17 protein-coding genes are annotated in these 21239 nt (G+C 39.6%); 4 read left to right on the forward strand and 13 right to left on the reverse strand.

The window, feature by feature from the left end:
• Window positions 1-70 precede the first annotated feature (70 nt).
• The 13 genes from ADICYQ_RS12120 to ADICYQ_RS12180 all read right to left on the reverse strand — a co-directional run bounded on the left by ADICYQ_RS12120 (window position 71) and on the right by ADICYQ_RS12180 (window position 17802).
• Window positions 71-1006, reverse strand: coding sequence for an RraA family protein (locus ADICYQ_RS12120; RefSeq protein ID WP_020890085.1), 936 nt, complete (start codon window positions 1004-1006; stop codon window positions 71-73).
• Between the two features lie 104 nt (window positions 1007-1110).
• On the reverse strand, window positions 1111-2589 hold the full coding sequence (locus ADICYQ_RS12125) for a mandelate racemase/muconate lactonizing enzyme family protein (RefSeq protein ID WP_020890086.1): 1479 nt from the start codon (window positions 2587-2589) through the stop codon (window positions 1111-1113).
• Between the two features lie 23 nt (window positions 2590-2612).
• Window positions 2613-3890 carry a mandelate racemase/muconate lactonizing enzyme family protein gene (locus tag ADICYQ_RS12130; protein WP_040415995.1) on the reverse strand — a complete coding sequence of 426 codons (1278 nt, stop codon included), beginning with the start codon at window positions 3888-3890 and terminating at the stop codon, window positions 2613-2615.
• A gap of 183 nt (window positions 3891-4073) precedes the next feature.
• Window positions 4074-4961, reverse strand: a complete 888-nt coding sequence (locus ADICYQ_RS12135; protein WP_235114610.1) for an RraA family protein — start codon at window positions 4959-4961, stop codon at window positions 4074-4076.
• Between the two features lie 138 nt (window positions 4962-5099).
• Window positions 5100-6413 carry an enolase C-terminal domain-like protein gene (locus ADICYQ_RS12140; protein WP_040415997.1) on the reverse strand — a complete coding sequence of 438 codons (1314 nt, stop codon included), beginning with the start codon at window positions 6411-6413 and terminating at the stop codon, window positions 5100-5102.
• A gap of 19 nt (window positions 6414-6432) precedes the next feature.
• On the reverse strand, window positions 6433-7308 hold the full coding sequence (locus tag ADICYQ_RS12145) for a 2-hydroxy-3-oxopropionate reductase (RefSeq protein WP_020890090.1): 876 nt from the start codon (window positions 7306-7308) through the stop codon (window positions 6433-6435).
• A gap of 72 nt (window positions 7309-7380) precedes the next feature.
• Window positions 7381-8544 carry a mannonate dehydratase gene (locus ADICYQ_RS12150; RefSeq protein WP_020890091.1) on the reverse strand — a complete coding sequence of 388 codons (1164 nt, stop codon included), beginning with the start codon at window positions 8542-8544 and terminating at the stop codon, window positions 7381-7383.
• 24 nt (window positions 8545-8568) lie between these two features.
• Window positions 8569-10002 carry a GntP family permease gene (locus tag ADICYQ_RS12155; protein WP_040415999.1) on the reverse strand — a complete coding sequence of 478 codons (1434 nt, stop codon included), beginning with the start codon at window positions 10000-10002 and terminating at the stop codon, window positions 8569-8571.
• A complete protein-coding gene (locus tag ADICYQ_RS12160; protein ID WP_020890093.1) occupies window positions 10003-10779 on the reverse strand; it encodes an HpcH/HpaI aldolase family protein in 777 nt (258 codons plus the stop codon). It abuts the gene before it with no gap.
• A gap of 180 nt (window positions 10780-10959) precedes the next feature.
• On the reverse strand, window positions 10960-12492 hold the full coding sequence (locus ADICYQ_RS12165; protein ID WP_051160194.1) for a SusD/RagB family nutrient-binding outer membrane lipoprotein: 1533 nt from the start codon (window positions 12490-12492) through the stop codon (window positions 10960-10962).
• A gap of 50 nt (window positions 12493-12542) precedes the next feature.
• Window positions 12543-16004, reverse strand: coding sequence for a SusC/RagA family TonB-linked outer membrane protein (locus tag ADICYQ_RS12170; protein ID WP_020890095.1), 3462 nt, complete (start codon window positions 16002-16004; stop codon window positions 12543-12545).
• A gap of 55 nt (window positions 16005-16059) precedes the next feature.
• On the reverse strand, window positions 16060-17085 hold the full coding sequence (locus ADICYQ_RS26010) for a FecR family protein (RefSeq protein WP_020890096.1): 1026 nt from the start codon (window positions 17083-17085) through the stop codon (window positions 16060-16062).
• 129 nt (window positions 17086-17214) lie between these two features.
• Window positions 17215-17802 (reverse strand): RNA polymerase sigma factor, encoded by a 588-nt coding sequence (locus tag ADICYQ_RS12180; RefSeq protein WP_020890097.1) that lies wholly within the window; start codon window positions 17800-17802, stop codon window positions 17215-17217.
• A gap of 522 nt (window positions 17803-18324) precedes the next feature.
• Here ADICYQ_RS12180 and ADICYQ_RS12185 point away from each other — a divergent pair.
• The 4 genes from ADICYQ_RS12185 to ADICYQ_RS12200 are packed head-to-tail and all read left to right on the forward strand — an operon-like array spanning window position 18325 to window position 21238.
• Window positions 18325-18564 carry a MoaD/ThiS family protein gene (locus ADICYQ_RS12185; protein ID WP_020890098.1) on the forward strand — a complete coding sequence of 80 codons (240 nt, stop codon included), beginning with the start codon at window positions 18325-18327 and terminating at the stop codon, window positions 18562-18564.
• A 1-nt stretch (window position 18565) separates the two neighbouring features.
• A complete protein-coding gene (locus ADICYQ_RS12190) occupies window positions 18566-18979 on the forward strand; it encodes a molybdenum cofactor biosynthesis protein MoaE (RefSeq protein WP_020890099.1) in 414 nt (137 codons plus the stop codon).
• Window positions 18980-19012: 33 nt separating this feature from the next.
• Complete coding sequence (gene moaA / locus ADICYQ_RS12195) at window positions 19013-20002, forward strand: GTP 3',8-cyclase MoaA (RefSeq protein ID WP_040416001.1); 990 nt, start codon at window positions 19013-19015, stop codon at window positions 20000-20002.
• Between the two features lie 39 nt (window positions 20003-20041).
• Window positions 20042-21238 (forward strand): molybdopterin molybdotransferase MoeA, encoded by a 1197-nt coding sequence (locus ADICYQ_RS12200; protein ID WP_020890101.1) that lies wholly within the window; start codon window positions 20042-20044, stop codon window positions 21236-21238.
• Window position 21239 lies beyond the last annotated feature (1 nt).

Genomic DNA, 21239 nt, shown 5'->3' on the forward strand with positions numbered 1-21239 from the left:
TAATGTTATGCTAAAAAAAGCCTCCCTTAGCATTATAAGGGAGGCTTTTAGAGCAAAATATAAGTATTGTTTACCAGTTTCTATCTTTCAAGTAGGCATCCAATTCAGCCTTACTCATAGGAAGATCACTTTTAGTATTTAACCAAGACATGAAATCACCTTTGATTTTTTCACTCCATCGGCTATCAATTTCACCAGCAGTATATTTTTTCTCCTGAAGTCTAAGGTGACCAAATTCATCTCTTAGCGCAGTAAATTCCGCATTGATTACAAGGTCTGCAACCAAATGAGCAGGAACAAAAATTACTCCCCATTTATTTGCCAAAACTGCATCTCCAGGTAAAACTGTCGCTCTACCTATTCTGATTGGATAATTAATAGTGGTAAGCATCATGTCCTGAATATAGGAAGGATCATGACCTTTAATCCAAAGATTAAAACCTTTAATTTTAGATAAACCAGCCATATCTCTAACAGCGCCATTAAAGATTACTCCCCTATTGGAATTGGTTTTTATTGCAATACCTAGATTGTCACCAATCAAAGTCCCATCAGCAATTTTTCCATAACTGTCAGCTATATAAATATCACCATCAACCAATCCGTCTATAGGCCAGGAATTGGTTCCGCCAGATTGGGATCTACCCTCGGCTTTGCCATTCTTCTTTACCAAATTATTGACGTCTTCTCTGAAAGGCATGTATTGAGCAGTAACAGCTCTACCGGTCATTACTTCATTCTCATCTAAAATAATCCAATCGTTTTCAAACTGATTGTTATACCCTTTGTTTCTCAAAATCCCCCAAGCCTCTTCTACAGAAATGGCTTTAAGTCTTTCAAGGTATTCATCTGAAACTTTCGGCCTACCATCTGGAAACCTTTCCCCTTCCCATTCTACTGTCAAAGCTTTAATTTGATCTGGTGTAGGGGAAATTTGTTGGGAAAAACTTTCCATAGTAAAAGCAGATAAACATACCAGGCAAGCAAGTGTAATCTTCTTCATCATAATCATGTTTAATAGTATTAAAATGTGAATTTCCAGAAAAGAAAGTAATAAAACAACCTGTCTTCAATCTAAATTATTACAGCCTTATCATAAAAGAATGCGATTTAACTCCACCATCTATCATTCGACCGGTCTGTATTCCAATCCTCAGTAGGCGCAAAGTACTCAGTACCTTCTTGTAAGTGTTGCTTGATAACTTCCTCATTTAGCTCTATTCCAAGACCGGGACCTTCTGGTACTTTGGCGAAACCATCAATGACCAAAGGTTTCGGGATATTCTTCACCATGTCTTCCCACCATGGGATGTCCACAGAGTGATGTTCCAGAGAAATAAAGTTTTCAGTAGCTGCAGCACAATGTATATTGGCCATAAAGGAGACTGGGGTACCAGCAAAATGCATGGCCATAGGTATCCCTTTTTCTTCTGCGTAATCACCTATTTTCTTTGTTTCCAATATCCCTCCTGAGGATGCCAAATCAGGCTGGATCATATCAATGGCCCTTGCATCAATCAATTTGATAAACTCTTCCTTCAGAAAAATATCCTCGCCTGTAAGTGTTGGCGTTTTGATGGCATCTGTTATTTGTTTCCATTTCTCGGTATAAAACCAAGGCACCATGTCTTCCAACCATGCCAAACGGTATGGTTCCAATGCTTCGCCAAGGCGGATACACTCTTTATAATCAAAGTGTCCAAAATGATCAGCCGCTAAAGGAATTTCATAACCGATTTTATCTCTTACTGCAGCAACGAATTCTACCATTTCAGCAATTCCCTTATCTGTAATTTGAACTCCTGTGAAAGGATGACCCGTTCGGCCGTAACTTCCATACTCGGAATCCCAGGCCTTTCCTTTCTCAAATGCTTTGGTATTGACCACAGATCCTTTATTGTCCTTTACCATTTCCACACCAAAGTCCATTTTTAGAAAGGTATAGCCCTTGTCCTTTCTTGCTTTCATACGGTCTGCAAAGATTTCTGGGTCATTGGATTTTGTAGTATCTGAATACAAACGAATGGAATCCCTGTATTTACCTCCGAGCATTTGATAAATGGGTACATTATAAGCTTTTCCGGCCAAATCCCACAGGGCCATTTCAATCCCGCAGACACCACCTGCTTGTCGGGCATGATTGCCAAAAAGCTTGATTTTTTTGAAAAGTCGTTCTACCTGACAAGGGTTTTCTCCTAAAATACGGCTTTTCAATACCAGTGCATACCTGGCACTGGCACCATCGCGGACTTCTCCCAATCCATATATTCCCTGATTGGTATCAATTCTTATAATCGGGCAACGCATAGGTGCTCCTGCCACTTCTGCAATCCTCAAATCTGTTATTCTTAAATCTGATGGATTAGAATTTCGATTGACGTTCTGCATCGAATGGGCAAGGGTGTCCTCGATTGGCATAGACATAAAGGCCCCAAGACCCAAGCCTCCTAGTGCTGCTTTTTGAAGAAATGACCTGCGATCAGGAACTGCCGTTTCGGGAGGGATTATTGATTTTTGAGGTTCCTCTTTTTTAGCTGAAGTAGGTAAATTGAAGAGGTTACTAAATTTTGGGTTGTTAATTGGTTTCATAGTTATTTGTTTAATTAATTATATTATTCAAAAAACGGAATGTCTTTAACTGCATATTTTCTCATACCCTCCTCATTGATTTCCACCCCAATACCGGGCTTTTCAGATAGGGTTATGAATCCATCTGAAGTTCTCTCCCCATCATAGGTCACAATGTCCTGCCACATCTGATCCGTGTCCATGTAAATTTGCCATTCCATAATTTGAAAATTTGGAACGGAAGCGCATACATGACATGAAGCCATTGCCCCTAAAAATGAGGCAACCATATGTGGACTAAAGGGTACATAAAATAAATTTGAAAGGTTGGCGATGCGCTGGGCTTCTCCCAAACCTCCTGCTTTTTGTATGTCCGGCATGATTATATCTACTCCGCCTTCAGTGAGTAAATTAACGAAGCCATAAGCGAGGTAAACATTTTCACCAGTACAGATCGGAGTGCTGGTTTGTTGGGTGAGCTTTTGATAAAGGCTAGGATTATCTGCAGGAATGGGCTCTTCCAGCCACATCAGGTCAAGGTCTTCATACATTCGGGCCATTTTTACACCAGTTATATAATCGTACCTACCGTGCATGTCTACACAGATATCAATGCCTCTACCTACTTCTTCTCTCACAGCCGCAATGGCATTGTACATCCGGTCAATTTCAGCAGGGCTTGCTGTCCAATTGAATCGGTCGTATTTGTTGGGATCTCTCCCATCGTCCACATCAAATTTTACTGCGGTATAACCTCTATCTACCGCTCCTCTGGCGGCCTCAGCATAATCTTGAGGACTAGGATTAGTAGACGTATAAAGTGCTGTATCACAATATACCCTGATCTTATCACGAAATTTACCACCCAGTAACTGGTAGACTGGCACCCCAAATACTTTCCCTGTAATGTCCCAAAGTGCGGTCTCTATTGCTGTGAGCACAGCCACAAACACACCCGATTGAGCGCCGCCGAAAAAAGCTCCTTTTCTTAATTGTTCTGCAAGCCGGTTGGGATTGAGGGGGTTTTCCCCTTTGATTTGGCCGCCTAATCTTTTGACCAGGTGATAGGTTCCGTGGATGGCATCTACTGCTTCACCACAGCCTACAACATCCTGATTGGTGTAAATTTTAACGTACAAAGCCCCTCTTACAAAACCGCATTTTACCTCTGTAATTTGGAGTGCAGAAGGATTGGAATGAGTAGGCATCTTATCCACTGCGGCAGAGAGTGCAGTCCCATAGTTGGATAAAAAAGCTGAGCCTGTGAGTCCTGTCAATGCCGCCTTAGAAAGAAAAGACCGTCGGTGTATGTTTTTAGTCATGATATATTATTTCGGGTCAATTGTTATTAATTAAAATCAGGTCAATAAGTTTGAGGGAAAGTCAATATTTACATTATTCAATAACATTCTTAAAAGCCCAAGCTCTCAAACCTTTAATAATCTTGGCTATAGGTCAGTAAATACCGAAAAAAAGGTATTTCTGGCACTAGAAAAAAGCTTAATTTACCAAGTCCTGTTTTCCAGTATTTCTTGTATTTGCACTTTTGAAATAGGCAAATCATCTATATGATCGTTAAGCCATTTAGAAAAATCTTTTTCTATTTCAGCTGACCAACGGGTGTCTATTTGCCCTGCAGTATAAATGCCAGCCCTAAGCCTGCTATGGCCAAACATGTCGCGAAGCCGAACAACTTCTGAAGTAATGACAATTTTTTCGGCCAAATGGGGAGGAATAAAGGTAACAGCCCCATCTCTGCCCAATACTACATCTCCAGCCATAACAGTTACTTGTCTGATTTTGGTGGGTTTATTTATTCCAATGAGCATGGTATTTAGGTCTCCAGACTGGTTGTGATGCGATGGGTGGTAGCTACTAAAAAAAGACACAAAACCTCCAATGGCTTTCAAACCATTGATATCTCTAATCGCACCATCGTACACTATCCCGTTACCAGATTTCGCATAAATCGCATTCCCAACGTTATCACCGATTGTAGGTCCCCCATTGTGAAGGCCAAATTGGTCGGCTACATAAACATCTCCTCGCACTAAGAGGTCGACGGGCCAACTGTTTTGTCCACGTTTTCCTGAAGCTTTTCCTCTCTTGTCTATGGCATCATGGATATCCGGCCTTCCAGGCATAAACGTAGCTGTAAGTGCCCTACCTACCAATACACTGTCCGGATGAATTGTTTCCCATCTTTCTGCATATTGGTACTTATAACCTTCATTCTTTAAAACTGCCCACGCTTCTTCGTGTGTCACAGCTTTCATACGTTCTAAAATAGTATCAGACACTTTAGGTCTGCCATCCTCAAATCGTTCTCCTTTCCATTCTGGGGTAAGGAATAGCATTTCTTCTTTGCTTATCTGCTGCCCCTCACTTTGCATAATCGTAAGTAAGAAAAATGAAATCGCACAAAAGGCTTTTATCGTTATCCACTTTTTCATCCGCAGTAAGTTTATTTAAAAATCATAATTATCTCTAAATTTTAGTGGTGTAGCAGCAATAGAAACCTAAAGATTCATTTACCATCTTACCTTTTGAAAAGTCCAATTTGCATGCACTTTTCTCATTTCTATTTGATCGTCTCTTTTAGATAATCCACTGTCGAGGTATTGTTGGTGAAGTTTTGCTAAAGCCTTCCTGTCTAATTCCACTCCTAACCCTGGCCCGCTTGGCACCTCAACAGCACCATTTTCAAAAACCACGCTTCCACCTATGATCACTTCTTCAGACTGCCAGGGGTAATGCGTATCCAAGGCATATGGGACTTCTGGCAAAGCGGCTCCCAAGTGTACCATAGCCGCCAGTGAAATGCCTAGATGACTATTGGAATGCATGGATAGTTTTCGATCAAAAGTGCTACACAGCTTTGCCAATTCCATAGAAGCCTTCAAGCCTCCCCAAAAGTGATGGTCACTAAGAATAATGTCCTCAGCTCCCAATCGTATACTTGAAGGTATTTCATCGAAGGAAGTGGTGCACATATTGGTAGCCAAAGGCGTTTTAATCAATTTTCTTAGCTTGGCCATTTCCTCCTGACCACGTACTGGATCCTCAAGATATTCCAGAATAGGCTCCATCTCTTTACCATATTTCAATGCTGTTTCTGGTTTCCAGATGGCATTGGGGTCAAACCTAAGCGGCATTTGGTCCCCAAATTCTTCATGCAAAGCAAACATAGCCGCAACTTCTTGTTCAGGTTCAAATGCTCCACCTTTCAGCTTTATAGATTGGAAACCATAGTGCTTACACATGGCCTTTGCCTGGGCTACAATTCCTTTTGGGTCAATGGCTGCCTCTTGTCTGGCAGCATCCCAACCGGTAGCATATTTTTCTTTCCCAAAGCCCAAATCTCCACCAGCTCCTTCGTATTTATAGAACAAGTAAGCAGCAAAAGGCACTGCATCACGCATTTTCCCTCCCAAAAGATCTACAATTGGCCGGTTAACGACTTTCCCTATAATATCAAGACAAGCTACTTCTAAGGCTGAAAAAACATGAACAAGCTTTCGCTGATCCCATGGTGCATCCCCCCTATCCTTGCTAGTGTCGGTACCAAAATGGGCATTCAATGCTTGTTGTAGTTTACCTAATTGGTAGACATCTTTCCCAATAATAATCTTAGCAGCCTCAGCCAATGAACTATTGATGGCATCATTTCCAGGTATTTCACTGATCCCAATGATTCCATCTTCCGTCACTAACTCCACGATTGTGCGCAAGGCATAAGGAGCATGTAATCCTGCCGCATTCAATAAAGGCGGATCGGTAATCGCGATAGGGGTTATGATCATCTCTTTAATGATCGGTCCTCTACCTGATAAATTTTTATTCATAGTTTAAGGAAATGAAGGTTTATTCCACATTGGATAATTTTTCCATCAGTAAAGCCAGTGCACTGTGGTCTTTTTCATCCCATCCAGCAGCCAAAGCAGCATCCATATGACTGGCCACTAAAGCAGATCCATACAATGGCACTTTGAATTCTTTTCCGGCCATTAAGGCAATGTTCATGTCTTTACGGTGCAATTTCAATTTAAACCCTGGGTCAAAGTTTCGGTCAATAATCCTTTGTCCATGTAAATCAAGAATCCTGCTTTGTGCAAAACCACCCAAAAGTGCTTCTCTCATTTTTTCTAGATTCACACCAGCTTTTTTGGCCAAGGTAAAAGATTCAGCCACCGCTTGAATGGTCATTCCTACGATCATTTGGTTACAGGCTTTCGTTAGCTGTCCTGCGCCTGCATCTCCAATAAGCACGGCGCTTTTACCCATCACATCAAACAATGGCTTCAAAGCATCGAAGGCCGCTTGATTACCTCCTACCATAATCGATAAGTTTCCTGTCTCTGCACCAACCTGACCTCCTGAGACAGGCGCATCCAAAGCATCCACTCCTTTAAGAAGCATTGCTTCTGCCACTTCCCTGGCCGTGGATGGTGCGATAGTAGACATGTCCACAAATACACTTCCTGATTTGATGCCTGCCAAAACGCCAGTATCACCAAAGACCACTTCATTTACTTCTGGAGAATCCGGAAGCATGGTAATAATAATCTCTGAATTCGCGGCTACCTCTTTACAGGTCGAAAAAGCAGTTGCTCCTTTTGGGGTTAAATCTCCGGCAGCCTTGTTGCTGTCTAAAATATTTAAATTATAGCCTGCATCGATTAAATTGATCGCCATGGGTTTACCCATAATTCCCAATCCTATAAATCCTACTTTCTTCATAATAGTTGCTCTTTATTAATTTACAATTTTCACTTATTCTATGGTATTGATAGTCCTTTTTGGTTCAAGAAATCAGCCCTCTTCATCTTTTAAAGCCTGAAGAATTCCTATAATATGTCCATAGGCGAAGGAAAAAGCCTGGGAACTTGCCCCTTCTGCCTCATGTGTAGGTACATGATCAGGCATTATCATCCCATCAAATTCAACGTCCCTTAAGGCCCGAATTACATGAAAGAAATTCATTTCCCCATTGTCTGGATAAACTTCCTGGAAATTATTGTAGTTTCCTTTGATATTTCGCAGATGTACATTGAATATTTGCTTTTGTTTGCCAAAATATTCTATAATTGGAAAGATATCATTTTTCGGATCCCTCAAACCTTCAGCAATGGATCCAATACAGAAATTAAACCCGTGGTATGGACTGTCGGACAATTTAGCAAACCTCTTCATCCCTTCAAAAACTTCGGGGCTATTCCATCGCATAATTCCTTTGTATTGGTCAGGAACAGGTGGATCGGCGATATGATTTCCCAATTGGACCTTGTATTCTTCCGCTACTGGAACAATCCTATCCAATAAATAAGCGATTCTTTCAAAGATTTCATCGGCATCAACATTCCCTGCGATGGTCATTGGTTGCTCTCTTTTGAGTGCTTCTTCATAATTCCATGTACTGTAGGAAGCATTTCCTCTTTTTGGGTCAATGGTTCTACTGGTCCTCAGTACAGGCAATATGGTGGTATTGTAATTCAACAATTTCACCCCTGACTTTGCAGAAACTTCGATCATCTGCTGGATCATTTCTATTTCCTTGTCTCTTTCCGGACTTTTCCCCAGCATGATATTAGGAACTTGTACTCTATCAATTCCAGCAGAGGTCAATGGAAGGTGGTAAGCATCCAAACTAATACCGTACTTTTCACAAGCATCTCTTTTTCTCAGTGAATCTTCCAAATCCCATCCTACACCTGGGATAAATTTTGGCATTCCACCATCCATGTTATAAACACCATGCCTGGCCTTAAAAGCCAGGTTTTCTTCGGAAGTACCTCCCGATTGACAGCCCACCTTCATCAAAAGCTTTTTTGCAGGCATTAATTTATTGGCCGAAGGCCTGGAATCAGACCTATCTGCACCCATGGCGACGGAAGCGGTAGTTAAAGCTCCTGCAGTACCAGAAGCAAACAACTTCATGAATTTCCTTCTTTGAAGGGTTTTAAGTATATTTTTCATATTATTCTGGGTTTACTATTTTTGTTAAATTAGTGGGAAAATTTTTGCTGCAATCATAATTGTAATTAGGCCAACGACGCCCATGATTGTGAGCAAAGGTGAAAAGGTTCGCAATGCTTCCTTTTCCGTTAGATTACTCATTTTACATACAATCCAAAATCCACTGTCGTTCATCCATGGAACGAGTTTAGATCCACAGGCAATGGCTAATCCAAGGTACAAATGGTGGAAGTCCAAACCAGTCGTAGACATACCGGATAAAATCCCCGAAGCAGTTATCATGGCTACAGTGGCTGAACCTTGTGCAGTCCTAACCAGTGCGGTAATGAAGAAAGCCAAAGGAATTAAGGCCATTTGGTAACCTGAAGTTAGGTCTGCAATCCTCAAACTGATACCAGTCTGCTGAAGCATGGCTCCAAATGCACCGCCTGCAGCTGTAATCAATATGATTACGCCTCCGCTGGTTAAAGCAGATTGAACGGCACCTTTCATGCCATCTTTGGACTTACTTCTTTGAAGAAATAAGGTCAACAGTGCTGCCATAGCACCCATTATCAGGGCCATGTTTTTCTCGCCAAAGAATTGAAGAAATGCCAGAAAAACATTGTCGTTTCCTGCTGCATTCACATCCATAAAGGTGTTGACGGTAGCACTTCCTGTAATTAATAAGAGCGGCACCAAAATAGGTGACAAGGAAATGCCCAATGAAGGTAATAGTGATTCGTCTTTGTTGGCCAAAGCTTCAATTTCACTTAAAGGAGCATCCAATGATTCCCGAAGCGGAATAGGGTTTCTTTTGTTCACCCAAACAGCAAAGAAATAACCAGCTGTAATGGTAACGGAGCCCACGAGGAAGCCTCCAACCATCATCATCCCTATAGGTATATTCATTTCTGCAATGAGAAACAAAGGGCCAGGGGTGGGTGGAACCAATGAATTCGCCATAGCCGCACCTGCTGTAATACACAATACCAGCAATAAATAACTCTGCTTTAACCGCATGGCCATGGCTTTGGCCAATGGGATCATTAGGTAAAAGACCGTATCAAAGAAAACCGGGATACCCAGAAAGAAACTTCCGCTTAAAAATGCCAATGGGGCATTTTTCTCTCCTGTAACTCCCAGAATTGACCGGACAATTCTTTCTGCTGCTCCACTCATCAACATGGCTTTACCAATAATGGCAGCCATGGCTATCAGAATACCGATTTTACCCACTGTACTCCCAAAAGCAGCAGCTATACGCTCTCCTATGGAAGTATTCGCTAAGGCATTTGCAGCCGATTCGGACTGCCCTTTGCTTAAGGCAAATTCAACAATAGCTGCGGTGGGTGTTAACCATGCCACAACCAATGCCGCTAGAATAAGTGCAATGAAGGGATTTAACTTCCCTCCAATAATGCCACCAACAACGATGGCCATACCAATTACTAAAATAATTAAAGGGTCATGTAGCATTTACCTACTCTTTTTTATTTTAGATGAATTCAGCTTACTGGCAAGCGCCCTTGCACCATTGGCTACAAAAGTAGCATCTGCCCCGCAAGCAATAAGTTGGATACCCATGGCATTGTACTTTTCAAAGTCATTGGGATCAAAAATCAAAATACCCACAGCCTTTCCTGCATTCTTTGCTGCTGCAATGATTTTCTTTACTGCTTCCACAAATAAAGGGTGCGATAAATCACCATCTATTCCCAGTGCCATGGTAAGGTCTGCCGGACCAATAAAAAGGACATCCACTCCTGGAAGTGCCGCTATCCCATCCAACTCCTCCAAAGCTTCAACCGTTTCGATCTGTATCACCCCAAGTAAGTTATCCAAGGTTCCTTCCTTATAGGCATCAAAGTTTTTCCCAAAGCCGGTTGCTCTAACCATTTTGGCCACGCCCCTTACTCCCATTGGTGGATAATGTATTCCTGCAATAGCCGCTTTGGCTTCGGCAGCAGATTTTATACGTGGCACCATTACTCCATTGGCCCCCAGATCAAGTACCCGGTGAATTCTTTCTTTTTGGTAGCTTTCTACTCTGACCAATGCTGCAGCAGGTGTATGTTCCAATGCCTGAAGCTGGTGCAATAGATCGGTTTGCTCTCCTGCCCCATGTTCCAAATCGATCAGGACCCAGTCATAACCTGATGATCCTACAATTTCTGCGGTCACAGAACTGCCCAGATTTAGCCAACAACCAGCCAATGTTTCACCAGCATTTATTCTTTTTTTGATTTTTTTCATTTAAGCTATACTTTCTATAACACGAAATGTAAAAGGTTTAAAACCTTCCTTTTCCGAACTTGATTGAATACCAAACCTTTTGAAGTAAGCTGGATTATGCAATAGCAATTCTATTACCTAATCCAGCTTAACTTTTTATTATAAATAAGCCTTTAAAATCCAAAGCTTACTTTGATGCATCTATTGTTTCACATCCCACCAAACCCTTGTATCCAGGATATCGGGACCCATTCTACTTGTAGCGATGTCTATATTTGCTTTATTTACTGTCAACTCAGCATCAGGATAAGTAAGTCTTCTGATAAAGTCCTCACTCTTAAGATCGCTTCCTGTAAAAGGATTTGGGTTTACAAGTGGGTATCCGGATCTTCTGAAATTAGACCATGCTTCGTGACCATTAAGAAATGAAGACACCCAATACTGGGTATTGATAAGCTCAAGTTCTTTTCCTGCTTCCAAAGGATGGGCAGCTATATAAGCATCAATATCATTAGCAGAAATGGCCGTGTTACTACCCCATAATGCCATTTGTTCCATATGTGCTCTTATACCATCCTGATACAATTGCTCAGCATCTCCAGGTGCCCAACCACGAAAAGCTGCTTCTGCCCAAAGAAGTAAAGTTTGTGAGTAGGTTACCAGAAAATTTGGGGCTTCAGGACTTCCCATTCTACTTCTATCTAGCTGAGTATAATCAAAAAGGCTCGTCAAACCTGCTTCAGCCACTATAGGAATGATGGTAGTATTGTCATAGCCTTGTGGCATTCCAACTTGCGCATCAAAATCCCTGTTGGCATTTGCTTCCACCTGATCGTTTCCACTAAGGGCTCCGATATACCTTACCCCTATTGAGGTTAATCTAGGGTCATTGTTTGCTTGAAGGAAGTCAACAAAATCTTGATCCAGGTAGTAAAATGGGCCTTGACCTCCATTAATGGATGTCCCTACATTATTTCTATAATCCGCATTGTGTCTCACTACTGCATTGTCATCATTTGACATCATCAAGCCACCGCTAACGGCTTTGCTTGCATAAGAAGCCGCTGCTGTAGGATCAACTTTTGATAGGCGCATGCCGGCACGAAGCAACAATGAATTTGCTAATCTTCTCCATTGTTCTACATTTCCACTGTACATTACCTCCTGACCTATGGCATCTTTTGAGGCATCAAGGCCTTGGACTGCAGCTTCCAGGTCATTCAATATCGATGTATAAATGCTTTCCTGAGAATCATATTTAGGAAAGACCAAACCATCAATATATCCTCTACCAGCTTCAGTATAGGGTATGTCACCATAGGTATCTGTTAAGGTCATGAAAGTATGGGCCTTCCAAATTTGAAGAATATGTCTAAGGTTAGTTCTTTCTGGCATGTCTTCAAGACTTGATAAACCGTCTATCAGGTTCTTCAAAACTGTCTGGTAGCCAGTGTTCCAGTTTCCTTCGGTCGCTCCTCTATTGTCCTGGTTTAAATTTGCACCAGTTCCCACACCTTGAAAGGGAGTATTCATCTGTTTAACTATCGTTACCTCATAGGTAAGGTTGTTGTATCCAGGTGAACTGGAAATAATTGCCTGGTTCAATTGAAACGTGGGGTCAATAGAAGTAAGCCGCACAGGATTAGTATTCATTTCATCAAATCCCGAATCACAGGAGAAGATAATGAACAGTAATAGGATTGGGTAGATATATGATTTTTTAGACTTTTTCATCTCTGATAATTTTAGTTGTAACACATGTTTGATTGGAGGTTGTAAAGCCATTAAAACTTCACGTTTAGGTTAAAACCAATACTTCTTGTAACAGGTAATCCAGTAGCTTCCAGACCAGCCATATTATCTGAGATAATACCATTTTGGTCAGGATGAAGATGAGGAACCCATTTTTTTATTACCGCTACATTGTTAGAAACAACATTGAATTTTAATCCCTTTATAAAGTTACTATTCTGAACCAAGCTACTTAAGTCATAGCCTAGGGTTAACTGGCGTAGTTGCCATGATCCTGCATTGAATACAGACTGCTCGGACATCCTACCAGCACGAATGGTTTCATAAAAGGGCTGTATAGCTGACTGTGTAGTATTGATCTCTCCATTCGGGTTAACCCCTTCTCCTACCACATATCCCTGATCTCTTCCAACAAGCGTGGCTTTATCCAAACCATGTCTATAGGCATTGATATGTGTTCCAGAAATCATTTTGTGACCTAGTTTAAAGTCTACTAAAAAGGAAAAACTAAGTTTTTTATAATTGAAGCTATTGGTAAAACCGCCAACCCATACAGGTATTGCTGAACCGAAATTCAATTGTTCGTTTGACCTTATAGGACGTCCACTATTTGGATCAAAAACTTGTCTTCCCTGATCATCTCTAAGGTAACCCCAACCGTATAATTGTGCCATTGGTTTGCCTACTTCCTGCCTCAACTCGCCATGAAATTCTGCATCACCTACAGTGATAAAGGTTCCTTCTACATCATCTCCAAGACTCAATACTTTGGATTGATTATAAGAAGCATTGGCTCCAAAATTCCACTCAAAATCAGCTGTTTTAACAGGCGAAATGGCGGCATACATTTCTAAGCCTTTGTTTTCACTTTCTCCTACGTTAATTAATTGGTTGACATATCCTGAACCATTTGAAATCTGCGCTTGAAGAATTTGATCAGAAGATAACTTGTCATAATAAGACAGTTCAAAACGAAGGTTGTCAAACAAAGTCATTTCAAGACCAATTTCCTTTTCAGTAACTCTCATTGGTCTCAAATTGGCATTAGGAACCACTGACCCACTTACTGAGCCAACAGGCTGGGCAATGCCATTGGAATTTGGAAACTGCTGCGGGTTGATGTTGTAGAAAAGGTTATTGGCATAAGGCTGAACATCTGTATCGCTACCCACTTCAGCATAAGCCAATCTGACCTTACCAAAGGACAACCAATTGGGTAGGTTTTCAAAAGCCTGAGAGAAGACAAAACTACCTGTTACTGATGGGTAAACGATACTTCTATTGGCTGGAGAAAGTGTAGAAAACCAGTCGTTTCTAACCGTTCCATTTAGGTATAAGTAACCTTTCCATGACAATTCAGAACTCGCATACAAGGAATTAACCTGTCTTTCAGAAATACTGTAATTGGTGGTGATTTTACTTGCATTGCCTATAGTATAAAGATCACGGGTGTAAAAATTCTCTCCCAAAAGGGTATTTACATCCAACCTTCTGTACATTTGGTTTCCTCCAAGATTAACCAACAACCCAAAGTTTCCAAAAGTCTTGTTCATTCCTATAAGAAAATCTGTATTTACTTCTCTAAACCTTCTTATATCCTGTGCATACTGACCATTTACAAATCCAGGAGGTGGGGAGGATTGTCTTTGCGATCCTGTAGGTAGATTGTATTCTGAATCTCTGGAATAAAAATCCTGTCCAAATCTTCCTTGAACATATAACCAATCAGTGATGTCATATTTAGCTGTAATATTACCATAAACCCTATCTCTGATGTTATTTTCAAACCTTGAAAGTGCAAAGTAAGGATTGGTTCTGTTGGTAAATCTGGAATAAGGGAATTCATCACCATTTTCATCAAAAGCATATTCTTCCAATAATGCCAAAGGCAAAGAACTTGCCAGTGTATAAAGCACTACAGGGCTAAAATCCTGTTCTGCTATGTTTGGTGGATTTATTCTGTCTTCTTTAGAATAATTTATATTTCCTGAAACCGTTAATTTTTTGATGTTTTGGGTAAAACCTAAGTTAATGGTTTTACGGTTGTAATTGGATCCCGGTAGGATGGCCTTACTGTCCATATTGGCAACTGATAAACTAAAACCACCATTTTCTCCACCCGATGAAAGAGTGATTGTATTGGAAAGTGTGGATCCATTTCTGTAGTAATCTCTAATTTTATTAGGCTGAGCAGTATAAGGAACTTCTATGCCATCAAAAAGAATCTGGGTCATTCCAGGTTCAATTTTCTCTCCAAAACTCCAAACACCTGATACTGGTCTTGGAGAAGTTGACCTAAGTCCACCTTCACCCTGCCCGTACTCGTACTGGAAGTCCGTAAAATCCAAAGGAGTATCATTGGTATAATTGGTATTGAGCTCTATTTGAATGCCCGATCCTGAAGCCCTGTTTCTGGTCGTAACCATGATTACCCCATCCTTAGCCCTAGCACCATACAAAGCAGAAGCTGCAGCGCCTTTCAAAACAGTCATTGAAGTAATGTCATCTGGGTTGATACTACTCAGACCATCGCCACTATCCGATCTTCTATTGCTACCTACTTCAGAAACATCTCCATTCACTCCAAAGTTGGTATTGTCAATGGGAACACCATTTACTACAATTAAAGGCGAGTTGTTTCCTCCGAAAGAAGAGACTCCTCTGATCCTGATTTTACTACTTCCCTGAGGGCCTGATCCCATGGAGGTGATGTTGACTCCGGCCACTTTTCCTTGAAGGGAGTTGATGAAATTTGGTGACCTGTTGATTGTCATTTCATCAGATTCTACCGTAGAAGTAGCATAACCAAGGCTTTTTGCCTCTCTTTTGATTCCAAGTGCTGTTACCACTACCTCATCAAGTCCTGCTATGGCTTCTTCCATAGTGACATTAATAATAGACCTGGAGTTAACTTGTATCCTTTGCGTACTGAAACCAATATAGGATACTGATAATACGCCATCTTCGGGAACATTTAAAGCGTATTCACCATCAATATTGGTGATGGTACCTATGGAAGTGCCAACAACAGCAATAGCAACACCCGGTATAGGCTCACCACTATTATCTGTAATCTTACCACTAATGGCAATATCTGCTTCATCCAATACAATCTCAACATCTGAATTTTTGGCCTTGTTTTCCAAAAACTTAACACTGATATTGTTATTGACTTGTTTAAAGTGCAGGTTTTTTAATCTAGCAAGTTCCTTTAAAATGTCTGCTACCGATCCCTTGCTCCGGTCCAGGGTGAGTACATCTTTGTCCACGAGGGCTTGATCGGTATAGAAAAACCTATAGTCGGTTTTGCTTTCAATATTACTTAAAAGATCTTCTAAATTTCCTTCAAGGAAATCCATTTTAATCTTTACGTCTTCAATACTCTTGGCGGTATTGGCTGCCAATGCTGGCAGAATTGTGATTATGCTTAACAAACCTACGATCAGAAATCTGAATTTTAGGACGTTAAACTTTTTAAATAAAACTTGTTTCATGGTATTTTGGGTATTTGTTAGAACTAATTTTATTACTATTTATCTATCTATTCATTTACTTTTTAGTGTTTATTGTTACTTGATTTTTGTTGATTTCAAAGTTAAAATCCATTGCATGGCCTAAGACTTTCAATACATTGCTCAAATAGGTTTGTTTTTGAAAAGTCCCATTACAGGTTCCTTTCGGGATTTCTCCTGTAACAGTTATTTGCACCCCATACCAATTTTCTAATTTCTTTATTGCTCTTAGAAAATCTTCATTGTCAAAATGGAGAATGCCCTCTTTCCATTGAGAAAGTGTTAGAATGTCAACATTGTACTTTTCCATTTCATCATTGGTAGGATTAACGTTGCTCCCTTCCCCGGGTACAAGCTGTATCTCTTTGCCAGAGGCGGAATTAATTATTTTCAAGGAACCTGTAGCCAGGCCAATTTCTATGGATTCAGGGTTCATGGAATTAATGTTAAATGAAGTTCCTAAAACTTGCGTTTTAACATGAAAAGTTTTTACAACAAATGGGTGATCCTTGTCTTCATAAACTTCAAAAAATGCTTCTCCTTCCAAGTGAACATCCCTATTTTCAATGAAATTTTCAGGGTATTGAATTTTACTGCCAGCATTCAAATACACCCAGGAGCTATCAGGTAATAATATTTTGGACTTTATCCCTTTAGGATTTGATTTACTTATCCATACCGTCTCTGCTGACTCTTTGGTTTGATTTCCAGTGAGATCTGGTAAAAAATCTAAGTGTTTAAGCACAAGAATTAAAGCAAGCAGGCAGGCTGCATACTTAATAAAGGTTTTAAACTTTGTAATTTTTATTATGGAAAACTTATTAAAAAAATCTCCCTTTTCTCTATGTGCAGCACTGTTGTTTGAGGTAGAGGAAGTAGGGTTAGCGGTAGGATTGTCTTTAGTTGATTTTTCTTCTTCCTGATCCATCCAGGTCCTTTTAAGAAGTTTTTGAAATTTTGCCTTTCCCAAGTCACTTTCAAGAAAATAAAGAAATTCAACAGCTTCTTTCTTTGAAAGACTGCCTGCATGAAAATCTTGCCACTTCTTCGTAAAGTTATCCATTAGAACCTTATTGTTTATATGGTATATATCCTCACCTACTTACATTTACTTACGTCATTTTATATATTTACATATTTTTAAATTAATCAAACTCATTTTTAAAAAATATTCATTCAATTAATGATTTGATTAATAAATCAACAACATCATTAACAATTCGTAGGGTATCAATTCGTTGGAAATTAATTTCTTTTTAAGCTCTTTCGTTGCTTTATACAACTGATTTTCCACTGTTCTTTTGGAAATATGCAGTTTTACAGCAATTTCATCTGCAGTCAGTTGTTCAGAAAATTTTAAAGAAAAAACTTCTTGTTGCCCTTTTGGTAGCGAAGCAATGGCTTTGGTGGAGAAAGATTTAATTTCTTCATAAAGAATGGCTTCCTCAGTACAATTGTCTTCTTTGGTAAGGAATTGGATATTATATTTTTGATAGGCTATATCCATAGCCTGTTTTCTGGATCGTTTAAATATCAACGACCGCATTATGGTTAATAAATAGGCATTAAAGGACAAGGTATTGTCCAATTGCCCTCTTTTTTCCCACACTTTTAAAAACACTTCTTGAACCACCTCTTCCGCATCTTGCTGATTTAAATACATTTTCTTGCATGTATTTAAAATTTTCGGAGCGAAGAACTTGTATAAATTATTGTAGGCCTTTTGATCTCCGGTCTGCAACAAGCCTACGAGCTCAGGAACGGATTGATTGTTATTCATTGAATAGGTAAATTTAGAAACATCACAACACAAGTAATGAATTTTTCTATAAATACACAATTATTACCTATAATTCAAAATTTGAATAACACATTCTATGGTTATTTAAAATTATTAACAAATAAGTTAAAGGTTAGGTGAAAATATAGTATATTTTCATCAAATAATTGAATTAAATGTACTAAAATATACCATACATGATTATTTATCAACAAATTATAATTAAGAAAGTAATTTTTTCGAAACGAAAGCTATCATAAACGAAATGCTTTACTAAAATTCCCTGTTTGCAAACTCTTAAAAAATAAAATTTTTCAATCCTTTATTTGGCGTAGATCCTGCAAAATCACCAGCTACTTTAGCGTTTACCCAGTTAGGCTTAAAAAGCAAGCATAATGACAATCCTGATTGCACTTTTAGCTTTTTCAATTCCCCTTTTCAATTAATATTTTGCCAACCCCTATGCTATATCGATTGCTTATGCTTAAATTTAAAATTAGATCAATGAATAATATATAAGGCATGAAAATTCAATTATTCGGAATTTCCAAAGACATTGTAGGACAAAGAGAACTAGAGTTCCCCGAAGATCCATCAATTGTTACAGTATTGGATTTAAAGAAATGGTTATTGAAAACATATCCACGAATGGGAAACCTTAACAGTATTGGTATTGCTGTTGATCTAGAATATGCTGATGACACCCTAGCCATTGGAAACGCAAAAGAAATAGCCTTAATACCACCAGTTAGTGGAGGATAAAATGATACAAATAAAACTGGTTGATCAAATAGAGTTAAATGACATTTATTCATTTCTGCAACATCCTGAAGCAGGTGGAATGGATCTTTTTATAGGAAATGTAAGAAACCATGCCCAAGGAAAAGATGTTGTAAAATTAGAATTTGAGGCTTATGAACCAATGGCTATTTCTGAAATGAACAAACTGGCAGAAATTGCTGCAAAGAAATGGCCGCTTAAAAAAATAGTGATTGTCCATGCTTTGGGAGTCAAACAAATAGGAGATCCTGTAGTGGTCATTGGTACCTCATCGGCACACAGACAAGATGCTTTTGAGTCCTGTAGGTTTCTTATAGACGAACTTAAGAAGTCCGTTCCAATTTGGAAAAAAGAATACTTTACCGACCAAACGGTTTGGGTAAATGCACATCCTTAATTTGGGGAACCCGAAATACCCAATAACAATCATATGCAGCAAGAGCTAATAGATAAATATGGCAGAAAACTAGACTATTTAAGGTTATCAGTGACGGATCGCTGTAATTTTAGGTGCTATTACTGTATGCCGGAGGAAGGAATGAACTTTGTCCAACGGGAAGACCTCCTAACCTATGAGGAACTGGATTATATCACAAAGATTTTCGTGAATCTTGGCGTTAAAAAAATAAGGATTACCGGAGGTGAACCTTTTGTTAGAAAAGGCATTGTGGATTTTTTAGAATTGCTATCCAAAAACAAAGGACTTAAGGAAATAACCCTCACCAGCAATGGGTCAATCAGCAAAGAACAAATCAGTAAACTTGCAGTTTTAGGGATAAAGAAAGTAAATATTTCTTTAGATTCATTGGATCCCCAGCGCTTTCACGAAATCACAAGACGTGATAAATTTGATGAAGTCATGTCCTGCATTAAGGAATTATTGGCTCAAGACTTCAATGTAAAGCTTAATTGTGTAATCGATGGGAAGAAGAACATTGACGACATTGTTCCTTTCATAAAATTAACTGAAAAGCATCCTTTATCAGTAAGGTTTTTAGAAGAAATGCCTTTCAATGGAACTGATAAATTTGATATTCCAGAGTGGAACTATAAAGCACTTTATAGCTATATTGAAAGTCATTTTCCGGAGATAAGGAAAATAATAGATGAATCAAACAGCACCTCTATCAATTACCAGGTTCCTGGATATTTAGGTAGTTTCGGTATAATCCCCGCTTTTAGCCGTACTTTCTGTGGTACTTGCAACAGGATAAGGCTTTCTGCTACAGGTGAGTTAAGAACCTGCCTATATGGGCCTCCTGTATGTAACCTTAGAGACATTTTGAGGAGTGGACCTGGAGAAGAAATGCTAAAATCAGCCATTCTTTCTGCTATTGCAGGAAAGGCAAAGGATGGTTTCGAAGCTGAAAACCAAATTGCTGATGGTTCCAAAAAATCCATGTCATTTTTAGGAGGATAAATTTTCCTGAATGAATGAATTCAAAGAAAATTAACCTGAATGAAAAGTGTAAAAGAAGCCCAGGATACAATTATAAAATTTTCCAAAAAAGGAGCCTCAGAAAGCATTGCTTTCGAAGATTGCCTCAATAGAATGCTTGCTGAAGGTGTTTTTGCCGACAGGGATGCGCCACCTTTTGACCGAGTGGCCATGGACGGTATTGCCATTCAAAGTGAACAGTTACTTAAAAGGCAACGATTTTTTATCGAAGACATTCAAGCTGCCGGACAAGAGCAAAAAAAGCTCAAAAACCCCGAAAATTGCCTTGAAGTGATGACTGGAGCAGTTTTGCCATACAATACAGATTGTGTGATTCCATATGAAAGAATAACCATTGATAATGGCATTGCAGCATTGGATTCAACTGCGCACAAGTCCTTTCAAAACATCCACAAAAAAGGTGTTGATGCGAAAAAAGGAGACCAGTTGCTACCTGCTGGAACTTGGGTTCACCCTGGTGTAAAAGGAGTCTTGGCCACGACTGGTTTGACCATGGTAAAAGTGGTGAAATCACCTACCATCATGATTTGCTCTACAGGGGATGAGTTGGTTCCCATTGAAAACAAACCGCTACCCCATCAAATCAGAAGGTCCAATGTTTATATGCTTCAGGCAGCGCTGAAAGATTTGAACATTGAAGCTGAAACCACTCACTTACCAGATGACAAGCCAAAACTTAAAACGGCAATAAAGGAATTGCTAAGGGATTACGATGTGTTGCTATTTTCTGGGGCTGTATCAAAGGGGAAATATGATTTTCTACCGGTTGTTTTTCAGGAATTAGGTGTTCAAATACACATCCATGGCGTAAAGCAAAAGCCAGGAAAACCCTTTTTATTTGGTTCACAGGGGGAAAAATTCGTTTTTGGATTCCCAGGAAATCCCACCTCTACCCTTGTCTGTTTTCACGCTTACTTTAAATTGTGGTTAAAACAGCATTGGGGCATAAAAGACATCCTTACTTTTGGACATTTAGACAAGGACATCGTATTCAACAAGCCCGTCACCAATCATTTATTGGTGATGACCAGCACTGAGGACGGCAAGCTATTGGCCAAACCTATTGCCAATTCAGGTTCCGGAGATTGGGTACATTTGGCACTTGCTGATGCATTCCTGAGTCTTCCATCGGAGCAATCTGAGTTTAAAAAGGGAGAAATATTCCCCATCACCTACTTGCACAAAAACAGCTTCTAGT

Source organism: Cyclobacterium qasimii M12-11B (genome assembly GCF_000427295.1).
Lineage (GTDB): Bacteria > Bacteroidota > Bacteroidia > Cytophagales > Cyclobacteriaceae > Cyclobacterium > Cyclobacterium qasimii.